This window comes from Streptomyces sp. NBC_00448 (genome assembly GCF_036014115.1).
In the GTDB taxonomy this organism is placed as follows: domain Bacteria; phylum Actinomycetota; class Actinomycetes; order Streptomycetales; family Streptomycetaceae; genus Actinacidiphila.
The window spans coordinates 1,581,300-1,601,287 of record NZ_CP107913.1 but is presented as its reverse complement, the minus strand read 5'-3'; the positions used below and the strand labels follow the sequence as shown (position 1 = coordinate 1,601,287).

The 19,988-nt window shown below is 70.6% G+C and carries 18 protein-coding genes and 2 tRNA genes; 14 read left to right on the top strand and 6 right to left on the bottom strand.

What is annotated here, in order from left to right; all coding sequences use genetic code 11:
• The first annotated feature begins 253 nt into the window (after positions 1 to 253).
• The 3 genes from OG370_RS06740 (at position 254) to OG370_RS06730 (ending at position 1,093) form a co-directional block, all read left to right on the top strand.
• Positions 254 to 325, top strand: a tRNA-Val gene (locus tag OG370_RS06740).
• Between the two features lie 197 nt (positions 326 to 522).
• Positions 523 to 984, top strand: coding sequence for an SRPBCC family protein (locus OG370_RS06735; protein ID WP_328461609.1), 462 nt, complete (start codon positions 523 to 525; stop codon positions 982 to 984).
• A 37-nt stretch (positions 985 to 1,021) separates the two neighbouring features.
• A tRNA-Val gene (locus OG370_RS06730) sits at positions 1,022 to 1,093 on the top strand.
• A gap of 59 nt (positions 1,094 to 1,152) precedes the next feature.
• Here OG370_RS06730 and OG370_RS06725 read toward each other — a convergent pair.
• The gene (locus OG370_RS06725) at positions 1,153 to 1,794 is read right to left on the bottom strand and encodes a hypothetical protein (protein ID WP_328461608.1); all 642 of its coding nucleotides are present in this window, start codon (positions 1,792 to 1,794) and stop codon (positions 1,153 to 1,155) included.
• A gap of 151 nt (positions 1,795 to 1,945) precedes the next feature.
• On the opposite strand from OG370_RS06725, the gene OG370_RS06720 reads away from it, so the two are divergent.
• The 4 genes from OG370_RS06720 (at position 1,946) to OG370_RS06705 (ending at position 5,195) form a co-directional block, all read left to right on the top strand.
• Positions 1,946 to 2,767 carry a helix-turn-helix domain-containing protein gene (locus OG370_RS06720; protein WP_328461607.1) on the top strand — a complete coding sequence of 274 codons (822 nt, stop codon included), beginning with the start codon at positions 1,946 to 1,948 and terminating at the stop codon, positions 2,765 to 2,767.
• Positions 2,764 to 2,985: a DUF397 domain-containing protein gene (locus OG370_RS06715; protein WP_328461606.1), complete on the top strand. Its 222-nt coding sequence runs from the start codon at positions 2,764 to 2,766 to the stop codon at positions 2,983 to 2,985. The genes OG370_RS06720 and OG370_RS06715 overlap by 4 nt, the downstream gene beginning before the upstream one ends.
• A 534-nt stretch (positions 2,986 to 3,519) precedes the next feature.
• Positions 3,520 to 4,386: a radical SAM/SPASM domain-containing protein gene (locus OG370_RS06710; protein ID WP_328461604.1), complete on the top strand. Its 867-nt coding sequence runs from the start codon at positions 3,520 to 3,522 to the stop codon at positions 4,384 to 4,386.
• A gap of 8 nt (positions 4,387 to 4,394) precedes the next feature.
• Positions 4,395 to 5,195 (top strand): hypothetical protein, encoded by an 801-nt coding sequence (locus OG370_RS06705; protein ID WP_328461602.1) that lies wholly within the window; start codon positions 4,395 to 4,397, stop codon positions 5,193 to 5,195.
• Positions 5,196 to 5,303: 108 nt separating this feature from the next.
• Here OG370_RS06705 and OG370_RS06700 read toward each other — a convergent pair whose 3' ends face one another.
• Entirely contained in the window at positions 5,304 to 5,933 is a 630-nt protein-coding gene (locus tag OG370_RS06700; RefSeq protein WP_328461600.1) for a TetR/AcrR family transcriptional regulator, read from the bottom strand.
• 153 nt (positions 5,934 to 6,086) lie between these two features.
• Here OG370_RS06700 and OG370_RS06695 point away from each other — a divergent pair, with 153 nt between their 5' ends.
• Positions 6,087 to 7,268, top strand: a complete 1,182-nt coding sequence (locus tag OG370_RS06695; protein ID WP_328461597.1) for an FAD-dependent oxidoreductase — start codon at positions 6,087 to 6,089, stop codon at positions 7,266 to 7,268.
• A 30-nt stretch (positions 7,269 to 7,298) separates the two neighbouring features.
• Here OG370_RS06695 and OG370_RS06690 read toward each other — a convergent pair whose 3' ends face one another.
• Entirely contained in the window at positions 7,299 to 8,579 is a 1,281-nt protein-coding gene (locus OG370_RS06690; protein ID WP_328461595.1) for an ATP-binding protein, read from the bottom strand.
• 570 nt (positions 8,580 to 9,149) lie between these two features.
• Here OG370_RS06690 and OG370_RS06685 point away from each other — a divergent pair.
• The 3 genes from OG370_RS06685 (at position 9,150) to OG370_RS06675 (ending at position 13,302) form a co-directional block, all read left to right on the top strand.
• Complete coding sequence (locus tag OG370_RS06685; protein ID WP_328461593.1) at positions 9,150 to 10,370, top strand: glycoside hydrolase family 76 protein; 1,221 nt, start codon at positions 9,150 to 9,152, stop codon at positions 10,368 to 10,370.
• A gap of 105 nt (positions 10,371 to 10,475) precedes the next feature.
• Positions 10,476 to 11,159: a GNAT family N-acetyltransferase gene (locus tag OG370_RS06680; protein WP_328461591.1), complete on the top strand. Its 684-nt coding sequence runs from the start codon at positions 10,476 to 10,478 to the stop codon at positions 11,157 to 11,159.
• 334 nt (positions 11,160 to 11,493) lie between these two features.
• Positions 11,494 to 13,302 (top strand): alpha/beta fold hydrolase, encoded by a 1,809-nt coding sequence (locus tag OG370_RS06675; protein ID WP_328461589.1) that lies wholly within the window; start codon positions 11,494 to 11,496, stop codon positions 13,300 to 13,302.
• 145 nt (positions 13,303 to 13,447) lie between these two features.
• Here OG370_RS06675 and OG370_RS06670 read toward each other — a convergent pair whose 3' ends face one another.
• Entirely contained in the window at positions 13,448 to 13,885 is a 438-nt protein-coding gene (locus OG370_RS06670; RefSeq protein ID WP_328461587.1) for a nuclear transport factor 2 family protein, read from the bottom strand.
• 151 nt (positions 13,886 to 14,036) lie between these two features.
• Between OG370_RS06670 and OG370_RS06665 the strand changes: the two genes are divergently transcribed.
• Both OG370_RS06665 and thrS read left to right on the top strand, forming a co-directional pair.
• Positions 14,037 to 14,600 carry a PadR family transcriptional regulator gene (locus OG370_RS06665; protein ID WP_328461585.1) on the top strand — a complete coding sequence of 188 codons (564 nt, stop codon included), beginning with the start codon at positions 14,037 to 14,039 and terminating at the stop codon, positions 14,598 to 14,600.
• A 178-nt stretch (positions 14,601 to 14,778) separates the two neighbouring features.
• Positions 14,779 to 16,761, top strand: coding sequence for a threonine--tRNA ligase (gene thrS / locus OG370_RS06660; protein WP_328461584.1), 1,983 nt, complete (start codon positions 14,779 to 14,781; stop codon positions 16,759 to 16,761).
• A gap of 42 nt (positions 16,762 to 16,803) precedes the next feature.
• Here thrS and OG370_RS06655 read toward each other — a convergent pair whose 3' ends face one another.
• Positions 16,804 to 17,463, bottom strand: a complete 660-nt coding sequence (locus tag OG370_RS06655; RefSeq protein ID WP_328461582.1) for a potassium channel family protein — start codon at positions 17,461 to 17,463, stop codon at positions 16,804 to 16,806.
• Positions 17,464 to 17,529: 66 nt separating this feature from the next.
• Between OG370_RS06655 and OG370_RS06650 the strand changes: the two genes are divergently transcribed.
• Entirely contained in the window at positions 17,530 to 18,087 is a 558-nt protein-coding gene (locus OG370_RS06650; protein WP_328461580.1) for an HIT family protein, read from the top strand.
• Positions 18,088 to 18,276: 189 nt separating this feature from the next.
• Here the strand turns inward: OG370_RS06650 and OG370_RS06645 are convergent, their stop codons facing one another.
• Positions 18,277 to 19,983, bottom strand: coding sequence for a hypothetical protein (locus OG370_RS06645; RefSeq protein WP_443060625.1), 1,707 nt, complete (start codon positions 19,981 to 19,983; stop codon positions 18,277 to 18,279).
• Between the last annotated feature and the right edge of the window lie 5 nt (positions 19,984 to 19,988).

Sequence of the window (19,988 nt, the reverse complement as noted above, 5' to 3'; positions counted from 1 at the left end):
GGCGACGTTGTAAACCCCTCTGAGGTGTTTGTGAGGCTTCTGGTACCTCGTCCGGCTTAGCGGGAAGACCCGGACGGAGCCGTTTCAGGACGGTTTGGCCAGTCGATCGAAGTGGCGCTGTCACTGCGGAGAGTGACGGTCGTGGGGGTGCGCTGTCGGATGCGCCGTTCCGGGGGGTGGCGCTCGCGCGGCGCGCGGCTCCCGGGGTGGTCCGAAGCGGTCCGCAGGGTGCGGTAATGTTGTGCACGCGCCGGGGCGATTAGCTCAGCGGGAGAGCACTTCGTTCACACCGAAGGGGTCACTGGTTCGATCCCAGTATCGCCCACCCGGAAAAGGGTCCCGGGCCGTCCGTGAGACGGTCCGGGACCTTTTGCGTTCGGCGCCGTTCGCGGAGTGCGGCGCCTTTCGCAAGGCGCGGTGCTGTTCGCGACGTGCGGTGCTTCCCGGGTGCGGCGCCCCTCGCATACGGTGCCCGGCTCCCGGGGTGCCGCGTTCCCCCAACTCCGGGCGCACACTGGTGCCATGGACTGGAGCCACTACCGATTCCGTAGCTCCTGGCGGCTCGACGCGGGGCCCGACGCCGTCTACCGCGTGCTGGAACGCCCCGACCAGTACCCCGACTGGTGGCCCCAGGTCCGCGAGGTCCGGCAGACCGGCGACACCAGCGGCGTGCTGCGCTTCCGCTCCGCGCTGCCGTACGACCTCGTCGTCACCGCCCGCTCCACCCGCCACGACCCCGGCGCCCGCGTGCTCGAAGTCGCCATGACCGGGGACCTCGACGGTTGGGTGCGCTGGACCGTCCAACCCGATCCCGGCGGTGCCGCCCGGCTCCTCTTCGAGCAGGACGTCACGGTTCGCAAGCGCCTGATGCGGCTGCTCGCCGTGCCCTGCCGCCCGCTCTTCCGCGCCAACCACGCCGCCATGATGCGGTCCTGCCGCCGCGGCCTGCGTGCCCGCCTCTCCGCCGCCCGTCTTCCCGTTTGAACCCGCCCCGGCCCGCCCTGTATTGTTCACGTCGTCGGGGCGATTAGCTCAGCGGGAGAGCACTTCGTTCACACCGAAGGGGTCACTGGTTCGATCCCAGTATCGCCCACCGATCGAGCACCACCAGCACCACGCATCTCCTCAGGGCCGCCCACCAGGGCGGCCCTTTCAGTTGCCCGGCCCCACCCGTTCCGAGTCGGCGTGGAGGTCGACGACGCGGTAGTCCGTGAGCCGCATGATGAGTTGGCCGGCGCGCAGCCAGGCGGTGCGTGTGTCGTCGAGGGCGAGGGTTTCCGTGTCGATGACCCTTGGTTCCGGGAACCCGGCGACGTGGAGAGCGCCGTGGACGCCGGAGAGGTGGAAGCGCCGGGCGCGTACGGCGATGTAGTGGTGGCGCAGGTGGGGGCAGAGCCGCACGGCCTGGACGGTGCAGTTCAGGCACACCGGCGGGTGCGGTGACTCGATCGGGGCGGGCCACGGCTCGCGTTCGTACTCGGCGCGGCCCATGAGCCACAGCACGCCGTCGCACGTCCTGTCGGCGGGGCCGCCGCAGACCTGGCACAGCACGCGGAGCATCGTGCGGCGCTGCCGCAGGCCGTGCACCCTTCCGTACTCGGGCTTGCCGACCCCCGGGCTGACCCCCAGTCGGCGCCACAGAATGCCGAACCGGTCCCGGTCGAGCGGATGTTCATCGGCGTAGCTGAGTCGGCCGCGGCGGACAACGAGCGTGCCGTGCTGTTCCGTCTCCGACGACCAGGCGGTGATGTAAGGGACGACGCCACGAAGGGGAAAGGTTCCAAGGGGGCGCATGGGGGCGGAATCTGCCGGGGCCATGGGGAGGGATCCTTAGAGATCGGCTTCTACTGGTAATTCCAGCATTGCCGCTGGGTCTTTCTCGTGCCATGGCTTCGCTGTCACCAAATCCCCCTTGTGGACAGCCGATTGAAGGTACGTTCGAGCAATGGAACTTCATGATGAGGACGGTGCGGCCACCCCACGAGCCATGCTCGGCCGTCGTCTCCGCCGCCTGCGTGAGGCATCGGGGCTTTCGCAGCGTGCGTTGGCGAACGTCGTAGGGTATCCGCACACGTATATCAGCCGGGTCGAGCGCGGTGAGCAGTTGCCGTCGGAAGCGCTCGCGGAGGCGTTCGACAGCTATTTCCGGTCCGACGACTTGTTCGTCGAGTTGTTGGCCATGGCTCACGACAGCCTTATCGCCGACTACAGCCGGAAGATCGTCGCCAAGGAGGGCGACGCCGTACGCATCCAGGTGTTCACGAGCAGCACCGTTCCCGGGCTCCTGCAGATCGAGGCGTACACACGGGAGTCGTTCACGGTCGGCGTCGCCGGAGACCGCGTGCCGGAAGCGGAGACAAGGGCCGAGGCCCGGAAACGGCGGGCCGCCATCTTCGAGCGTGAGAACCCGCCGCTGTACTGGGCCATCATGGATGAGGCGGTGCTGGCGCGCGGCAGCCTGCGCCGGGAGACCACGGTTCAGCAGTTGGAGCATCTGATCCGGATGGCCGCTCGTCCGAACATCACGCTCCAAGTACTGCCCTTTCCCAAGGGGCTCCATCCGATGATGGGCGGCAGCCTGACGCTACTGACGTTGGGGGACGGCACTGTGGGTCTGGTCGAAAGCTTCGCTTCAGGCAACGGTGTAGAGTCCCCGAGCGGGGTACTGGCGCTCGTCCAGCGGTTCGATGTGGCTCGCTCCCAGGCCCTGCCGGAGAACGAATCTCTCGACGTGATCCATCGTTACCTGAAAGGGTGCGCCGAATGAATGCTTGCCGTATACCCGACGCGTCGGTTCTCACGGGCTGGCGCAAGTCGTCCTACAGCGGCTCGGAGAACCAGGACTGCATCGAGGTGGCGCACGCGGAAGACCGCGTCGCTACCCGCGACAGCAAGAACCCGACCGGTCCGGCACTCTCGTTCACCCGGGAAGCGTGGGTGGCGTTCCTTGGCGGCGTCGAGGCCGGAGACTTCGGGGACGTGTAGGCGCGGTATTCGGCGAATGACGAGTGCCCATGTCCGACCGGACGGGGCACTCTTTGCGGTCCGGGTCTGAACGCGGCTACCTGGCGTGTCCGCTCCGTGGCACCAGGAGACCCGAAGTCATGGCGAGGGCCGGTGTGTCGATGTCCGATGGAGTTCCGCCCCGCCTGCAGGGCCGACGAATATGACGGTGTTGCCCACCAGGTGCTGCCAGAGATGCTGGACGCGGACATGCCGGCCCGGCTGCCCCATGGCGAGATCACCCGGCCTGACGTCGACAGTCCGCCGCACATGGCACCCGGCTCCGAACCCACTCGGTGACGCCCCGAGTGCCCGCGGCGCATCCCTCCCCGCAGCCCAGCCGCCTCACCGGAAATTCCGCGGGTCGGTTTCGTTGTTCGACTGCATGATCCGAACAGCTCCTCAAGTCTCTGTCCACAGAATGTGTTTGGTGACAGACGCAGCATGGTTCAGGTGCCTCCGCGTGGCCGATCATATGGCTACGAATCACGCGGTATCCGACAAGGGGAGTGCACCGTGAACAGCATTGACGAGTTACCGAGCCGGCCGCGCCCACCGCGGCTTCTGTGGCTCGACCTGACCAGGCGCTGCCAACTCGCCTGCATCCACTGCTACAACGAGTCGGGGCCGCAGGGCGGCCATGGGACGATGAGTCGCGAGGGCTGGCTTCGTGTGCTCGACCAGGCGGCCGACTACGGGGTGCGGAACGTCCAGTTCATCGGCGGTGAGCCGACCATGCACCCCCACTTCGCCGAGTTGGTGGACCACGCCCTGAACATCGGCCTGCATGTCGAGGTGTACAGCAACCTCGTTCATGTTTCCCGGCGGTGCTGGGAGTTGTTCCAGCGCCAGGGCCTGACGCTCGCTACGTCGTACTACTCCGACCGAGCAACGGAGCATGACACGGTGACACGTCGCCCGTCGCACCGTCGCACCCGGGCCAACATCAGCCAGGCCGTCGGCCTTGGCATCCCCGTACGCGTCGGAATCGTCACGACTGAGGGCGACTGCCAGACCGACGCCGCGCGGCGCGACCTGGCCCGCTTGGGCGTGACGCGGATCAGCGTTGATCGCGTGCGTCCCTTCGGTCGGGGCGGCGAAGGCGAGGGCCAGGAACCGGAGTTGTCGCACCTCTGCGGAGGATGCGGTGACGGTACGGCGGCCGTGGGCCCTGACGGTACCGTCTCGCCGTGTGTGTTCTCGGGGCACCTCGGTGTCGGCAACGTCGAGAAGACCGACCTCGCCGATATTCTCGGTGGGAGTGCCATGGCGGAGATCAGCGCGAAGATCCGGGCGGTCACGGTCGGCGGCGATCCGTGCGATCCCACGGAGACCGAGTGCACCCCGGGCTTTCCGGGAAGTGAGTGCACCCCGAGGACCTGAAGGATGACGTGAACGACAGCCTTCCCGGAGCGGGTTTCTGGGCACTGCTCAACCCGCATACAGGGGACCTGGGCGACGTACACCGAACGGCCCGGGGGTTCAGTTCGGACCTGACGGCCATCGTCGAGTGCGAAAAGGGGCCCTTCTTCGTCAAGGCCATGCGCAACCGCCTCGGCGGTCGCCGAGACTCCCTCATCCGGGAGGCGCGGGTCAATCCCTTCGTCGTCCCTCTCGCGCCTCCTCTGAAGTGGCAAGCGGAGAACGACGAATGGATCGTCCTCGGTTTCGAGGCGGTCGAGGCCCGGGGGGCGAAGTTCGATGTGGGCTCGCCTGACCTCCGCGCGGTCGTCGGACTGCTGGGGCGGATCGGCGAACTCCCCCTGCCCGGGGTCGCCGAGGGATGGGCGGAGACGCGATGGAATCGCTTCGCCGATGACGCGGTGGATGCGGCCCTCTTCGAGGGTGGGGCGTTGCTCTACAGCGACATCAATCCGAGCAACTTCATGATCGGTGAGGGACGGACATGGGCCGTTGACTGGTCGTGGCCCACGCGGGGCGCGGCCTTCATCGACCCCGCTTGCCTGGTGGTTCAGCTCGTCGCGGCAGGGCACTCTCCGGAGGACGCGGAGGCATGGGCCGGCCGGTGCCCGGCATGGGTTGACGCCGATCCGCGCGCGATCGACGCCTTCGCATCGGCGAACCTCCGTATGTACCGGAGCTTCGCGGAGCGACGGCCTGACGCCGCATGGCTCAAGGCCATGGAGACCACGGCCCGGTCGTGGGCGGCGCACCGTGGGGCTGCGGTATGACGGACGGGCCGCGCAACCGGTCGACCATCCGCTTTCGCGCGTCATGGCGCCGTTCCAGGCTGGCCCGACCGAGGTGTGTCGGCGTCCGGCGGGAAGCGCTGGGCTACGTCAACTCTGTTGGGGCGGGCCGGTGTTCGGGCTGATCGTGGTGGTCCAGCCGTGGTCGAGCAGGCGGCATGCCTGGTCGACGGCGGCGGCGGGGTCGGGGTGGGAACCGGCGAACGGGATGGTCTCCAGGGTGAAGCGGGCGTAGGCGGCGCAGAGGAGGTCGTCGTGCGGGCGGCCGGCCTGGTCGGCGAGCGCGCGGGCCAGCGCGTGTTCGTGGCGCAGCCACATCGCACGGGAGTACTCGCGCAGGGCCGGGGTCTGCCGGATGAGTTTCTGGAGGCCGGCGAAGCGGGGGTCCTGGGCGTGGCCGGTCACCACGAAGCCGACGAGGTAGGCGCGCAGGGCCTGGGGGAGGGTCTGGCCGGGCGGGCGGTCGGTGACCGCGCGGACCAGGGTTTCCTCGTTACGGGCGTCCTCGTCGAAGACCAGGGCCTCTTTGCCGTGCGGGAAGTAGTTGAACAGGGTCGACACCGACACGTCGGCGCCCTCGGCGATCTCGCGGACGCTCACCTGCTCGTAGCCGCGCTCCAGGAACAGCCGCAGTGCCGTGTCGGCGATCGCCTGGCGGGTGGCGGCCTTCTTGCGCTCGCGCCGCCCGCCCGCTCCTGCCTGCTCGATCGTCTCCGCCATGCCCGCAAGACTATCCGACCCGAGAAATAATTGGAGTGGTTGTATATTTGGAGTCGTTGCAAATATCGTGGCGTCCGGTGGGCTCCCGCCGGGTGCCCACGAGCCCGCGGCACAGCGCCGCGGCTGTGATCCGGCGCCGACGAAAGGACCCCCATGGACCGCACGAACCCTCCGAACCCGCTCACCCCCGCGAAGTCCCTGCCGCCCGCCCATGCCAGGATCGGCGTCATCGGCGCCGGACCCGGCGGCCTGACCTGCGCCCGTATCCTCCAGCGGCGCGGTATCCCGGTCGCCGTGTACGACCGCGCGGAGGGCCCCGACACGCACAACCAGGGCGGCACCCTCGACCTGCACGCCGACAACGGCCAGATCGCCCTGCGCGAGGCCGGCCTGCTCGACGAGTTCTTCGAACTGGCCCGCCCCGAAGGGCAGGAAATGCGCCAACTGGACCTGACCGGCGCCCTCACGTCCCATCAACTCCCGGACGAGGGCGAGCTGTTCAAGCCGGAGATCGACCGCGGACAGCTCCGCGACCTGCTGCTCGGCTCCCTGGAGCCGGGAACCGTGCGCTGGGGCCGGTCCCTCGACCGGATCGGCGGGCCCGCCGACGGGCCGCGGCAACTCCACTTCGCGGACGGCACGACCGTCGAGACCGACCTGGTCATCGGCGCCGACGGCGCCTTCTCCCGGGTTCGCCCGGCCGTGTCCGCCGCCCGTCCCGGCTACACCGGGGTGAGCTTCCTGGAGGCGTGGTACTCGGATGTCGAGCGCCGCCACCCCGACATCGCCGAACTGGTCGGCCAGGGCGGTGCTCACGCGGCCGACGGCGACCGCGCCCTGTTCGCCCAGCGCAACAGCGGCGACCACATCCGCGTCTACGTCATCCGGCGGGTCCCGGTGGACTGGATCGCCCGCAGCGGCCTGACCGTCGCCGACACCGAGGCCGTCCGCGCCCTGCTCCTCGACGAGTACGCCCACTGGTCGCCCCGGATGCGCCGGCTGATCACCGACAACGACGGTCCCTACGTGGACCGCCCGATTTTCGCCCTTCCCGTCCCGCACACCTGGGACCACCACCCGACCGTGACCCTGCTCGGCGACGCCGCCCACGTCATGCCGCCGCTCGGCGTCGGCGTCAACCTCGCGATGCTCGACGCCACCGAGCTCGCGCTGGCCCTGGCGAACGAGCCCACCGTCGACGACGCCGTCCGCGCCTACGAGACGACGATGCTCCCGCGCTCCGCCGAGACCGCCAAGCTCCTCGAAGGAGGCGCCGAGCACCTCCTGTCCACCGAACTCCCCGACCTCGGCGACGGCGACGCCCCCCGGCACTGAGTTCCTCTCACGCCCCGGCCCAGGCTCTCGTCACAACCGGGCGTGGCGGGAGATGTCCTCCTCGAAGTCGGAGAGGGCCTGGGCGGTGAGGGTGGGGCGGGTGTCGGCGATCGCGGTGAGGTAGTCCTCGGTGCCGGCGGGCGTCCCGCGGCGGTCGGCGACCTCGCGTTCGAACGCGGCGTGCGAGCCCTTGCGAGCGGCGAACTCGATGTCCGCGGGCGTGAACATCTCACTCGCGGCCACCAGGCGGGGCAACTCCACCGTTTCGGCGGCTGCCCCGAGATAGCGGCGCCAGATCGCCTCGCGGGCCAACGGGTCGGGTGGGCCGACCGGGATCACGTAGTCGAACCGCCCGGGGCGCAGGAACGCCGGGTCCAGCGAACGTACGGAGTTGGTGGCGCAGATCAGCAGGCGGTCGTCGTGGTCGCGGAAGCCCGGAATCAGCTTGAGCAGTTCGTTGGTGACGCCGTGCCCGGGGTCGGCGGCCAGGCCGGACCGTACGCCCGCGATCTCCTCGACCTCGTCGACGAAGAGGAGCACCGCCTCCAACTCGGCGAGGTCGGCGAAGGCGTCCCTGAGCGACGCGGCCAGGCCGCCGGTGTCGCCTGCGGCGAGCCGGGACGGGAACAACTCCACGAAGGGCCAGTCCAGACGGGAGGCGACGGCCCTGGCGAAACTGGTCTTCCCGGTGCCGGGCGGACCGAAGAGGATCACCGCTTTCGGCGGCGTCACCTCGTAGCGCTCGGCGAGCGCGGGCTCGGTCAGCGGCAGCACGATCCGGCGCTCGATGGCAGCCTTCTCACGGTCCATGCCCGCGAGGGCGCTCCACAGTCCGGGAGGCTGCACCCGGCCGCCGAGTTCCGCCAGCAGCCCGGCGTCGCCGGAGCCGAGGCGCTCGACCTTCTCGTAGAAGACCAGTCCGGTGCGGGCACGGTACCCGGAGTTCTCCAGGGCCGCGGTGCCGGTGGTCCGCGGGTCGAGCAGCGCGCCGATCCTTCGCACCCCCTGGCCGCGCAGCCGCCGCTCCAGCTCGGCGATCAGGGCGCTGCCGATGCCGCGGTTGCGCCAGTTCGCGGCGAGGGCGACCAGCGTGATCCAGGCCCGCTCGCCCTGCGCCCGGGCCACGGCCATGCCGACGACCTCCTCGCCGACCACCGCGACCACGGCGGGCTCGCCCGACCTGGCCGCGGCCATCACCTCGGAGACCGGGAACACCGGGTGGGCGTCGTCCGCCTGCCGGTCCTGGTCCCAGATCTGGATCGCCCGGTCCAGGTCGTCGTCGTGGTAGTCGCGCAGTCGCCACGTCGGCATCGTCGCCACCTCGCCCGCGGGGAGTGGGGGAAACCGGGTGGTCCGGCAGGGCGGGCCGCATGCCCGACCCCTCCTCTCATTCTCCGTGCGGACCAGGCCCACGGCGACCGGGCGCCGGCGCGCCTGCGGAAGGTGGGCCCCGCGAAGGTGGGTGGAGGCGCATCGGCGGAGGAGGTGTACGGCGCTCCGGGCTCGGACCAGCTGTCGCCGGACCTCGGCCCGGCCGCGCAGGGCGCTGTCCAGGCCCACCGGATGACGGCGCCATAGCGGCGACCCCTCATCCGGTGGGCGCCGGCCCGACCCCCTCGTCGCCCCCTCTCGCCCGACCTGAAGGGGCAGACGGACCAGGAGGAACGGATCGCCCGCGGCCCGGAAGTCGGCGAGACCGTCGAGGTCGGCAAGGCCGTCATGACCGTCGAGGCGAGGAAACGAGCAAACGTGGAAACGAGTGAACGGCCCCCGCCACCGACCGTACGCGTCACCGCCATTGACCCGAAGATCACGCGGGTCTACATTCGCTCGCGCCCGGACGAACATGTCGATGCCGCGTACGCGGAGGTGCTGACAACGATGTCAAGCGAAGACCAGCGTGAATCGGGGACGAGCCGGCGGGCGTTCGGCAAGGCCGCGGCGGTGGCGGGCGGTTCCCTCGTCCTCGGGCTCGCCGCGACACCGGCGATCGCGAGCCCGGCGCGGCCGGACACGGGCCGGAGCGGCTACGCGCGACGCGCGGTCGCGGCGTACGACGCGCTCCAGCGCTTCTACTACGCGCCCGACGTCAAGCTCTACGCGCCGAACCACCCCGCCCAGCCCGGCGACAACCCGTACGCCTACGTCTATCCGTTCTCCGGGGTCATCACGGCCACCCTCGGCCTGCTCCGGCTCGACCGCCGCTACGCCTCGGCCGTACGGGACCGGGACGAGGCGCTGGCCGGCTACTACAACCCCTCGCCCGTGTCGGCCAACCCGCTGAGCCCGCCCGCCCCGGCCAGCCCGCCCGGCTACGCGTCCTACCTGCTGCCCCCGCTGGGCCAGGGCGGCGACCTCTTCTACGACGACAACGAGTGGCTCGGCCTCGCCGCGCTCCAGCAGTACCGGATCACCGGTGACCGGGCGGCCCTCCAACGCGCCCGGCTGATCTTCGCGTTGATCCGCTACGGCTGGGACGACGACCCCGGCCACCCCGATCCCGGCGGAACGTTCTGGACCCAGGCCACCTACAACCACGACCGCAACACCGTCTCCAACGCCCTCGGCGTGGAGATCGGCGCCCGGCTGTACCTGCTCACCGGGAACCGGGACATACTCCGGCACTCCATCGAGATGTTCGACTGGGTCGACCGCCACCTCAAGGCCCCCAACGGCCTGTACTGGGACCACGTCGACCTCCAGGGCACCGTGGACACCGCGCAACTGGCCTACAACCAGGGCAACATGCTCGGCGCCGCGGCGCTGCTGCACCTGGCCACCGGCGAGCGCGGCTACCTCGAAGAGGCGCGGGACATCGCCGAACGGGCGCTGGGGACCTACGACTTCGCGAACAGCTTCGCCTCCGACGTCCCCGGCGCCGTGGTGCTGTTCAAGAACATGCTGCTGCTGCACTCGATCGACCCCGACGAGCGCTACCGCGGCGCGCAGCGCGCCTGCGCGGACGCCCTGTGGGGGACGGTCGACCCGTCCACCCGCCTGTTGCCGGCGAAGGCGGGGCTCGCCGTCAACACCCAGGCCGCGCTGGTGGAGATGCAGACACTGGCGGCGTGGAGCCCGCGCGACTACCACCTGCTCCTGTGAGCCGTGCCGCCGCGGATAATTCGTACGACAGCGCGCCGCGGACCTGGCACGATGCGCGGTGCGCGCCGTACGGGCGGCGGCGGGACGAGGGGGTGGGTGGTGGCCGTGGGCTTCACGTTGGACGGGCCGGTGCTGGAGGGCGAGTTGGTGCGGCTGGAGCCGTTGGAGCACCGGCACGTGCCGGAGCTGGCCGCGGCCGCCGAGGAGGACCGCGGGTCGTACGGCTTCACGTGGGTGCCCCGGGCCGAGGAGGTCGGGCGCTACGTCGACGAGCAACTCGGGCGTGCAGCGTCCGGTCGGCTCGCGCCGTACGCCCAGGTGCTCAGGTCCTCCGGGCGGGCGGTCGGCGCCACTTCCTTCTGGGAGCCGCGCTTCGCGCTCACCCCCGACCGGCTCTCCGCGATCGAGGTCGGCTTCACCTGGCTGGCGAGCTCCGCGCAGGGCACCGGCGTCAACACCGAGGCGAAGTACCTGCTCTTCCGGCACGCCTTCGAGACCTGGCAGGTCGGCCGGGTCGACCTCAAGACCGATGCCCGCAACCTCCGTTCGCGCGCCGCCATCGAGTCCGTCGGCGCCACCTTCGAGGGCGTGCTCCGCAACTGGTCCCGGTCCTGGGCGCCCGGTGAGGACGGGCGGCTGCGCGACTCCGCGATCTTCTCCATCACCGCCGACGAGTGGCCCGAGCGCCGCGCCCACCTCGAACGCCGCCTCGCCGCCGCCACCGCCCGCGCGGGTGCCGGCGTCCGGACCCGCAGCCGCTTGGCCGCGGTGCCGGAGGTGCGGAGCTGACCGGAGGGGCGAAGCCGAGGGCGCCGCAGCCCTTCTCGTGCGAGCACGCCAACACCCCTGGGTGCAAGGGACTTCGGCGGTGACCTCCAGCGTCTTGCGGTCGGGCCCGGTTGGCTGGATCTGCTCGCCACCGGTGCCGGCCGGGTTTGGAGCGGCGCCTTAACTCCATGCAGTGAACATCCTGGTGACGCGACGGTCTCTCTCCGTCTTCCGCTGACCATGGTGCTGGGCGGTGGCCGTCCGGCCGTGCCCGCCGGAGCGGCAAGCTCCCGCGTCACTTCCGCGAGCGCCCGTTCCTCGGGGCTTCGCGTCCGTCATGGAAAAGGTGGATCGTATGACTGCTGCCGGCGGAGAACCGATCGCGTCGATCACCGACGCAACGCTCACCGACATCGCCACCAACGGTGTCTGGGACTCCGGACTCACCTTCACCCCCTCCGTCATCGATCTGGCCAACGCCCTGGTCGCCGCACTCCAGGGCAGCCCCGGGGGCGCGCTCCCACCGGAACTGGCGGAGCTGGCGAACGCCGTCCGGCGGCGCGCCTCCATCGGCTTCCCGCGCATCGTCGCGTCGGACGGAGTCCGCCTGTCGGCCTTCTCCATCGAACTCAGCGACCCGACGCCCCACCCCGTCGTGATCGTGCCCGCCGGCTGGAGCCCGTACGGCTGGCTGCCCTTCCTGTACGCCTACCTCACGCTGGCGCACCGCGGCTACCACGTGCTGGCCTACACCCCGCGAGGAATCGGCGACCCGGCGCTGCCGTCCACGTCCGAGGGCACCGTCGATGTCGCCGGGCCCAAGGACTGGGCCGACGGGTCGACGGTGATCGACTACGCGCAGGAGCACTTCAACCCGAGCAAGATCGGCCTTCTCGGCGAGTCCTACGGTTCCGGGATCAGCCAGCTCATCGCCGCGCACGACCCGGACGACCGGGTCTCCGTGGTCGTCGCGCTGAGTACCTGGGGCAACCTGGCCACCAGCCTGTACCACCACCACACCCGTCATCTCGCCGCCGCCCAGGCGCTGATCGACTTCACCGGCGGCCCGATGGAGGAGAAGTTCGACGAGGAGACCCGGCAGGTCCTCACCGACTTCCTGGGCGGCCACCACCTCGATGACGTGGTGGCCTGGGGCACGGAACGCTCCCCGGAAGCGTATGTGCGCCTCACCAACGAGCGGGGCACCCCGACCTTCTTCTCGAACACCTGGCACGAGAGCCTCTTCCCGGCCGGCCAGGTGATCGAGACGTTCACGCAGCTCACCGTGCCGAAGCGGCTGAACATGTGGATCGGCGACCACGGCGCGCCCGAAGGTCCCGGCCTCGCCGGGCTGTTGACCGGTCTGCCGTTCCCCGGCCTGCGCGTCCCGATGCGGGAAGCCTACGACTGGCTGGACCACTACCTGCTCGACGCCGACAACGACGTGCCGACGTGGGCGGAGGTGGACAACCAGGTCATGTTCACCTACCGGACCATCCCGATCCCCGGCGGCACCCACCTGATCACCGTTCCGGCGCACCGTGAACAGCGTCCGGTGTGGGACGACGTCACCACCGGCAGCGAGATCTGGTATCTCACGGCCACCCGCGGCAACGGCGACGGCGCGCTGGCCGAGACGCCGACCGACGGATGGGCCCGGGACTTCACCGCCGGCGAGTTGACCTCCGCCACCGCGATGGGCGCCATCCTGCAGACCGGGCAGCAGGAGTGGTTCGGCAACCCCAAGATCTACGACCCGGCGAAGTTCGAAAGGTCGCAGCTGCTGGTCTGGGCGACCGAGCCGCTCGCCGGCCAGGACGGTGTGGCCCGGCGCATCCGGGGCACCGCGGCCGTGCGGTTCACCGTACGCAGCACCTCGGACGCCACCACCATGGTGGCCTACCTGTTCGACGCCGCCCCGGACGGCACGGCCCGGATCATCACCCACGAGCCGTACACCGTCAGCGACTTGACCCCCAACCTGGACCGCTCGGTCAGCTGGCAACTCCAGCCCGCCGCCTACGACCTGCCGGACCGCCACCGGCTCGTCCTGGTCGTCAACAGCCGCGACAAGCTGTACTCCTTCGCCGGCGAGGACGGCAGCACCACCACGATCAGCTCGCCGAAGGGAGAGGAAGCCAGCCTGGAACTCCCGCTCGGCTGAGCCATGTGACGCGCGCGGACCGGGTCGGCACGGTGGGCGGGTGACACGGTGACACCTCACCCGCCCACCACCGTCCGGGCGGTGGCGCCCATGGCGACGGTACGGCGGGCGGTGGACGGGAAGCAGTAGGGCGCGGCGGCGGGCCCTAGGGCTGCGCCGGGGCCAGGCCGTCCGCGACCAGTCCGGCCAGGACCGCTTCGCCGAGGGTGTGGACCGCGGACTGCGGGCGGACCATGACCGTGAACTCGCGGATGAGGCCGGCCGGATCGAGGTGGATCAGGTCGATGCCGTTGATCTCGCGGCCGTTGACGGTGGCGCGGAAGAGCAGCACCGCGGCGGGGGTCTCGGCGCCGTCGGCGAGTGTCTGGGCGGCGCCGTCGAGCCGGCCGACGTAGCGGAAGTCCTCGAAGGTGCGCAGCAGGACGTTGAACAGGCCGAGCACCAGGGGCCGGCCCTCGAAGGGGCGGAACTTCACCGGGCTGTAGACGCGGATGTCCTCCGTGAACAGCCCCTCCATCGCGCCGAGGTCACGCTGCTCGACGGCGGTGCGGAAACGGTCCACGGCGGTTTCGGTCGCGGTCATGACGGCAGCGCTCCCCTCCGATACTCAACGATGTGAGTACTCAGTTTCTTGAGTATGATGATGCACGGATGCGGGCCCGGGGACAACCCCGCCGAGCGGCCGAGGACAACCCTGGCCGACCCGCTCCGCGACCGGGGAGGAGGCCGACCGGATGGCGCTGCGCCACGCCGTTCTCGCGGCGCTGCTCGACGAGGAGCTGAGCGGGTACCAGCTCGCGAAGGCGTTCGACCTGGGCGTGGCCAACTTCTGGCAGGCCGCCCCGCAGCAGCTCTACGCGGAACTGCCCAAGCTGGAGCGGGCCGGCCTGGTCACCGGCCGCAAGGTGGTGCAGGAGGGCCGCCCCGACAAACGCGTCTACGAGGTCACCGACCTCGGTCTCGCCGAGTTGGAACGCTTCGCCGCCACCACCGGCAAGCCGTCCCTGATCCGCGACGACCTCATGGTCAAGGTGCAGGCCGCCGACCACGTCGACGCCGACGTCCTCACCGCCCGCCTCGCCGAGCGGATCGCCTTCGCACAGGCCCGAATCGAGCTGTTCGACGGGCTGCTGCGCCGGATGCGCGGCGACGCCACCGAAGAGGAGTACCTGCGGCACGGCGCCCGGATCGGCCCCTACCTCACCTGCCTGCGCGGTCTCGCCTTCGAGCGCGGCAACCGCGAGTGGTACGAGCGCACCGCCGAGGTCCTGCGCGCACGGCAGGCGGCCCGCGGGTAGCGGCCCGCGCACAGCTCCCGGCTCCGCGCGCGGTTCCTGCCCCCGCGCACAGCTCCCGACCCCGCGGCTTCGCGATCGCCCGCCCCGGCTCGGTACGATTCAGCGCAGCGGCGGAAGACGACCCGCCCGCGCTCGTGAGCCTCAAGTCGCTCGTAAGCCTCAAGTCAGGAGCAGACCGGTGTCAGACCTCCGTGTGATCATCAAACGCGATTCCGCCGAACCGGAAGCGCGGGTGGTCACGACGGGCACGACCGCGGCGGATCTGTTCGAGGGCGAGCGGGCCGTGGTCGCCGCCCGCGTCGGCGGCGCGCTCAAGGACCTCGCCTACCCGGTCGCCGACGGCGACGAGGTCGAGGCCGTGGAGATCACCAGCCCCGACGGGCTGAACATCCTGCGGCACTCCACCGCCCACGTGATGGCCCAGGCGGTGCAGGACCTCTTCCCGCTGGCCAAGCTCGGCATCGGCCCGCCGATCAAGGACGGCTTCTACTACGACTTCGACGTCCCGCAGCCCTTCACCCCCGATGACCTCAAGGCCATCGAGAAGCGGATGCAGGAGATCCAGAAGCGCGGCCAGCGCTTCTCCCGCCGCGCGATCACCGACGACGCGGCCCGCGAGGAGCTGGCCGACGAGCCGTACAAGCTGGAGCTGATCGGCCTCAAGGGCTCCGCGGCGAACTCCGAGGACGGCGCGGACGTCGAGGTGGGCGGCGGCGAGCTGACCATCTACGACAACCTCGACGCGAAGACCGGCGAGCTGTGCTGGAAGGACCTGTGCCGCGGCCCGCACCTGCCCACCACCCGCGCCATCCCGGCCTTCAAGCTGATGCGCAACGCCGCCGCGTACTGGCGCGGCAGCGAGAAGAACCCGCAGCTCCAGCGGATCTACGGCACCGCGTGGCCCACCAAGGACGAGCTCAAGGCCCACCTGGACTTCCTCGCCGAGGCGGAGAAGCGCGACCACCGCAAGCTCGGCGCCGAACTCGACCTCTTCTCCTTCCCCGACGAGCTGGGCTCGGGCCTCGCCGTCTTCCACCCCAAGGGCGGGGTGATCCGCAAGGAGATGGAGGAGTACTCCCGCAGGCGCCACGAGGAGGCGGGGTACGAGTTCGTCAACACCCCGCACATCACCAAGGCGAAGCTCTACGAGACCTCCGGCCACCTGCCGCACTACGCCGAGGGCATGTTCCCCCCCATGGAGTTCGAGGGGCAGGACTACTACCTCAAGGCCATGAACTGCCCGATGCACAACCTGATCTTCGACGCCCGCGGCCGCTCCTACCGCGAACTGCCCTTGCGGTTGTTCGAGTTCGGCACGGTGTACCGGTACGAGAAGTCGGGCGTCGTGCACGGCCTGACCCGGGCCCGCGGCTTCACCCAGGACGACTCGCACATCTACTGCACGAAGGAGCAGGTGCCCGACGAGCTGGACTCCCTGCTCACCTTCGTGCTGAACCTGCTGCGGGACTACGGCCTCAGCGACTTCTACCTGGAGCTGTCCACCCGCGGCGAGGGCGACAAGTTCATCGGCGAGGACCACGAATGGGCCGAGGCCACCGAGCAGTTGCGGCAGGCCGCCGAGAAGCAGGGCCTGGAACTGGTGATGGACCCGGGCGGCGCCGCCTTCTACGGCCCGAAGATCTCGGTCCAGGCGCGTGACGCGATCGGCCGGACCTGGCAGATGTCCACGATCCAGGTCGACTTCCAGCAGCCGGCCCGCTTCAAGCTGGAGTACACCGCGGCCGACGGCACCCGGCAGCAGCCGGTGATGATCCACCGGGCGCTCTTCGGCTCCATCGAGCGGTTCTTCGCGGTGCTGCTGGAGCACTACGCGGGCGCCTTCCCGGCCTGGCTCGCCCCCGTGCAGGCGGTCGGCATCCCGGTCGGCGACGCCCACGTGCCCTACCTCCAGGAGTTCGCGGACGAGGCCAAGCGCAAGGGCCTGCGGGTCGAGGTCGACGCCTCCTCGGACCGGATGCAGAAGAAGATCAGGACCTGGCAGCGGCAGAAGCCGCCGTTCATGATCATCGTCGGTGACGACGACATGTCGCACGGCACGGTGTCCTTCCGCTACCGCGACGGCTCGCAGGAGAACAACGTCCCGCGCGACGAGGCGCTGGCGAAGCTCGTGGACGTGGTGGAGCGCCGCGTGCAGGTCTGAGCCGGTCCCCGCGCACGCGAGAAGCCCCCGTTCCGCCGTACCTCAGCGGAGCGGGGGCTTCTCGCCCTCGCGGGCGAAGACCTGGAACAGCCACGACGAGAACGCGCCGGTCACCGCGCCCAGCAGCGCCATGCCGCACACCATCAGCCCGACCGCGATGGTGCGGCCGGCCGGCGTGACCGGGGTGGTGTCGCCGTAGCCGACCGTGGTGATCGTGGAGCACATCCACCACACCGAGTCGCCGAACGTGCGGATCGTCGCGCCCGGCGCGTCCCGCTCCACCTGGTAGACCGCCAGCGCGGCCGCGAAACCGAGCAGCACCGCGGAGAGCCCGGCGTACGCGATCACCCGCCCGTACAGGCTCAGCCGCGGCTCGTCGCGGCGCCGCTGGACCGCCTGGTACATGCTGACGAAGCGCAGCGGGCGCAGCAGCGGCAGCACCAGCACGACCGTGTCGAGCGGGTGGTGGCGCACGTGCGCGAGGAGCGAGCGCCGCGGGCCCAGCCGCCACCGCACCAGGTAGTCGACGAGGAACACCGCCCAGGCGCCGTACACCACCGCCAGGCACGCGTCGTGCCCGGCGGAGGGCATCCCGCGGGCCAGCACGTGCACGGCGTACGCGGTCAGGAAGAGCAGCGACACGGCGAACAGGGGCCGTTCGCTGCGGGTCTTCCACCGGGCGAGGCGGGGGTCGTCGGCCATCCGGCCAGGATCGCGGGCCTCGGTCGGCGACGGCCCCGGCGACACGCGGGACGGGGGGTTGGCCATATGCTGATCGGCATGACGAGTGAGCCGGAGCAGCGGGGTGGGGCGGGGGGTCCGGACGCGTTCCAGCGGCTGTGGACCCCGCACCGGATGGCGTACATCCAGGGCGAGAACAAGCCGACCGGGCCCGGCGCGGGTGACGGGTGTCCCTTCTGCGCGATCCCGTCGAAGTCGGACGAGGACGGGCTGGTCATCGCGCGCGGGGAGCGGGCGTACGCCGTGCTCAACCTGTACCCGTACAACAGCGGGCACCTCATGCTCGTGCCCTACCGGCACGTCGCGGACTACACGGACCTCGACGACGGCGAGACGGCGGAGGTCGCGCTGCTCACGAAGCAGGCGATGACCGCGCTGCGGGCCGCGTCCGGGGCGCAGGGGTTCAACATCGGGATGAACCAGGGGGATGTGGCCGGGGCCGGGATCGCGGCGCACCTGCACCAGCACGTGGTGCCCCGCTGGGGCGGGGACGTCAACTTCATGCCGGTGGTCGGCAATACGAAGGTGCTGCCGCAGCTTCTGGCCGACACCCGTAAGTTGCTCGCGGACGCCTGGCCGAACTGACCCTCCGGGGTGGTGGGTCCTGCCGGTTGAGGGACCACCTGCCGGTGGTGGGTTGCTCGCGCGGTTCTCCCCCCGAGCTTCGCCCGGGTGCGGGTGCCCCCGGCGGAGCCAGGGGCAGTGCCCCCACGCGCCCCTGAGCACGTGCGGCTCCCTCCGCGAAGAGAGCCGCACAAGACCCGAGGCACCGCCCTACGCGTCGTAGGCGTCGGCCTTCTTGGGCTCGACGCCCTGGACCATGCCGCCGAGCGCCATGGAGCGGCTGGTGAACTGGGTGATGTCGACACCGTTCTCGTCCATCACCTGGATCGCGGCGGCGTGCACCGCGCGGAGGACGGGGGTGGCGGCGCGGAGCGCGTCGTCGGCCATGAAGCGGTGCTGCCAGGGCTTGTCGGCCCAGGTGTGGCGCAGGCCGAACGGCTCGGGGAGCTTGAGGGAGCCGCCGAGGTGGTCGAGGATCGACGGGAACCGGGTCAGCGGCGCGCGGGCGGTGAGGCGGACCACCTCGGACGGATTGACGACCGGCAGCGAGACGGTCCTGGTCTCCCAGAACTTCACGGACTTGCTGACCGTCTTGGTCGGCGCGGACGGCTTGGAGGTGAACAGGCCCTTGATCGGGCCGAGCGCGTATCCGGTGACCTCGACGCGGAGGGTCTGCGCGAGGACGGTCACGGTGACCATGAGGGTGATCACGAGGTTGCCGTCCCACAGCACGAACTGGATGCCCAGGTAGTGCCGGTTGCCCTTGCCGAACTGCTGGGTGTTGCAGATCCGCTGGATCTCGAAGTCCTTGACGGTGTACGCCTCGACCTCGGTCCCGGTGGGGCGGGAGATGCTGCCGGCTCCCTCGCTGATGGGGGCCACCACCCAGTGCCGTATCGACGGCTTGGGGAAGCCGCCGGTGTGCAGGGGGCCGCGCTCCAGCATCCGCAGCCGGTCGTGGATCGCCCGGATCACATCCCAGCTGCGGAACGGGTTGATCTCCTTCATGTCCTCGCGCGGCACCAGCTCCTCGGCCATCTGCCAGCTGCCCCAGCGGCTGCCCATGCCGAGTATCCCGCGCGGGCCCGCGTAGAAGACGACGTTGCTGCTCTGCTCGGCGGCGAGCTTCGCCAGGCTCTGCCGGAGGCTTTCGGCACGCAGCTGGTTGGGGTTGCGCGGCACCGCCTCGGGGATCTTCGCGCCGACCCCGGAGCCGCCGGCCAGCTCGCCCCACCGGTCGCGCAGGTCCTTGGCGGTGCGCTCGCAGATCCGGCGGGCGAGGAACCAGCCGATCACCGGCACGATCATCACCACGCGGAAGTACAGCGCCCAGAACCCGCTGAACGGCGGCCGGATCGCCAGCAGGACCGCCAGCACGGCCGCGACCGCGAGCACCGCCCCGCCCAGCACGCCCGCCTTGTTGCCCTTCTCCTTCAGGCCGGTCAGCGAGCGGCGGAGCTGGAAGGCGCCGAGCCACAGCAAGGTGCCCGGCAGGAACAGCAGCCCGCACACCCCCATCACGACGCTCAGCCGGTTGTCGCGCTCCTGCCTGATCCGGGTGGCCGCCAGGCAGTGCTCGACGACGGTCTGCGGCTCGATGCCGAAGGACTGCACGAGTTCGCCGCGGGCCGCGCCCAGCATCCGGACCTGCACCGCCCGGGCGAACGCCTCGCCGAGGTTCGGCTCGAACAGCGACAGCCGGGGCGGCGTCACCTTGGCGCCGTCACTGATGCTGATCAGGTCCTCCATCGTGGAGTCCCGGTACGCGGCCGAGGCGAGCGCCTGTGTCGCCGCCGTCTCGCCGTCGGTACCCAGGAGCGGGACCTGCGCTCCCGGGCTGAAGTCGAACCCGTCTGTCACCGCAGCCCCCACTCGCCATCCGACCGCACCCTGAAAGGCAGGCTCCGACCAGCCCATTCCCC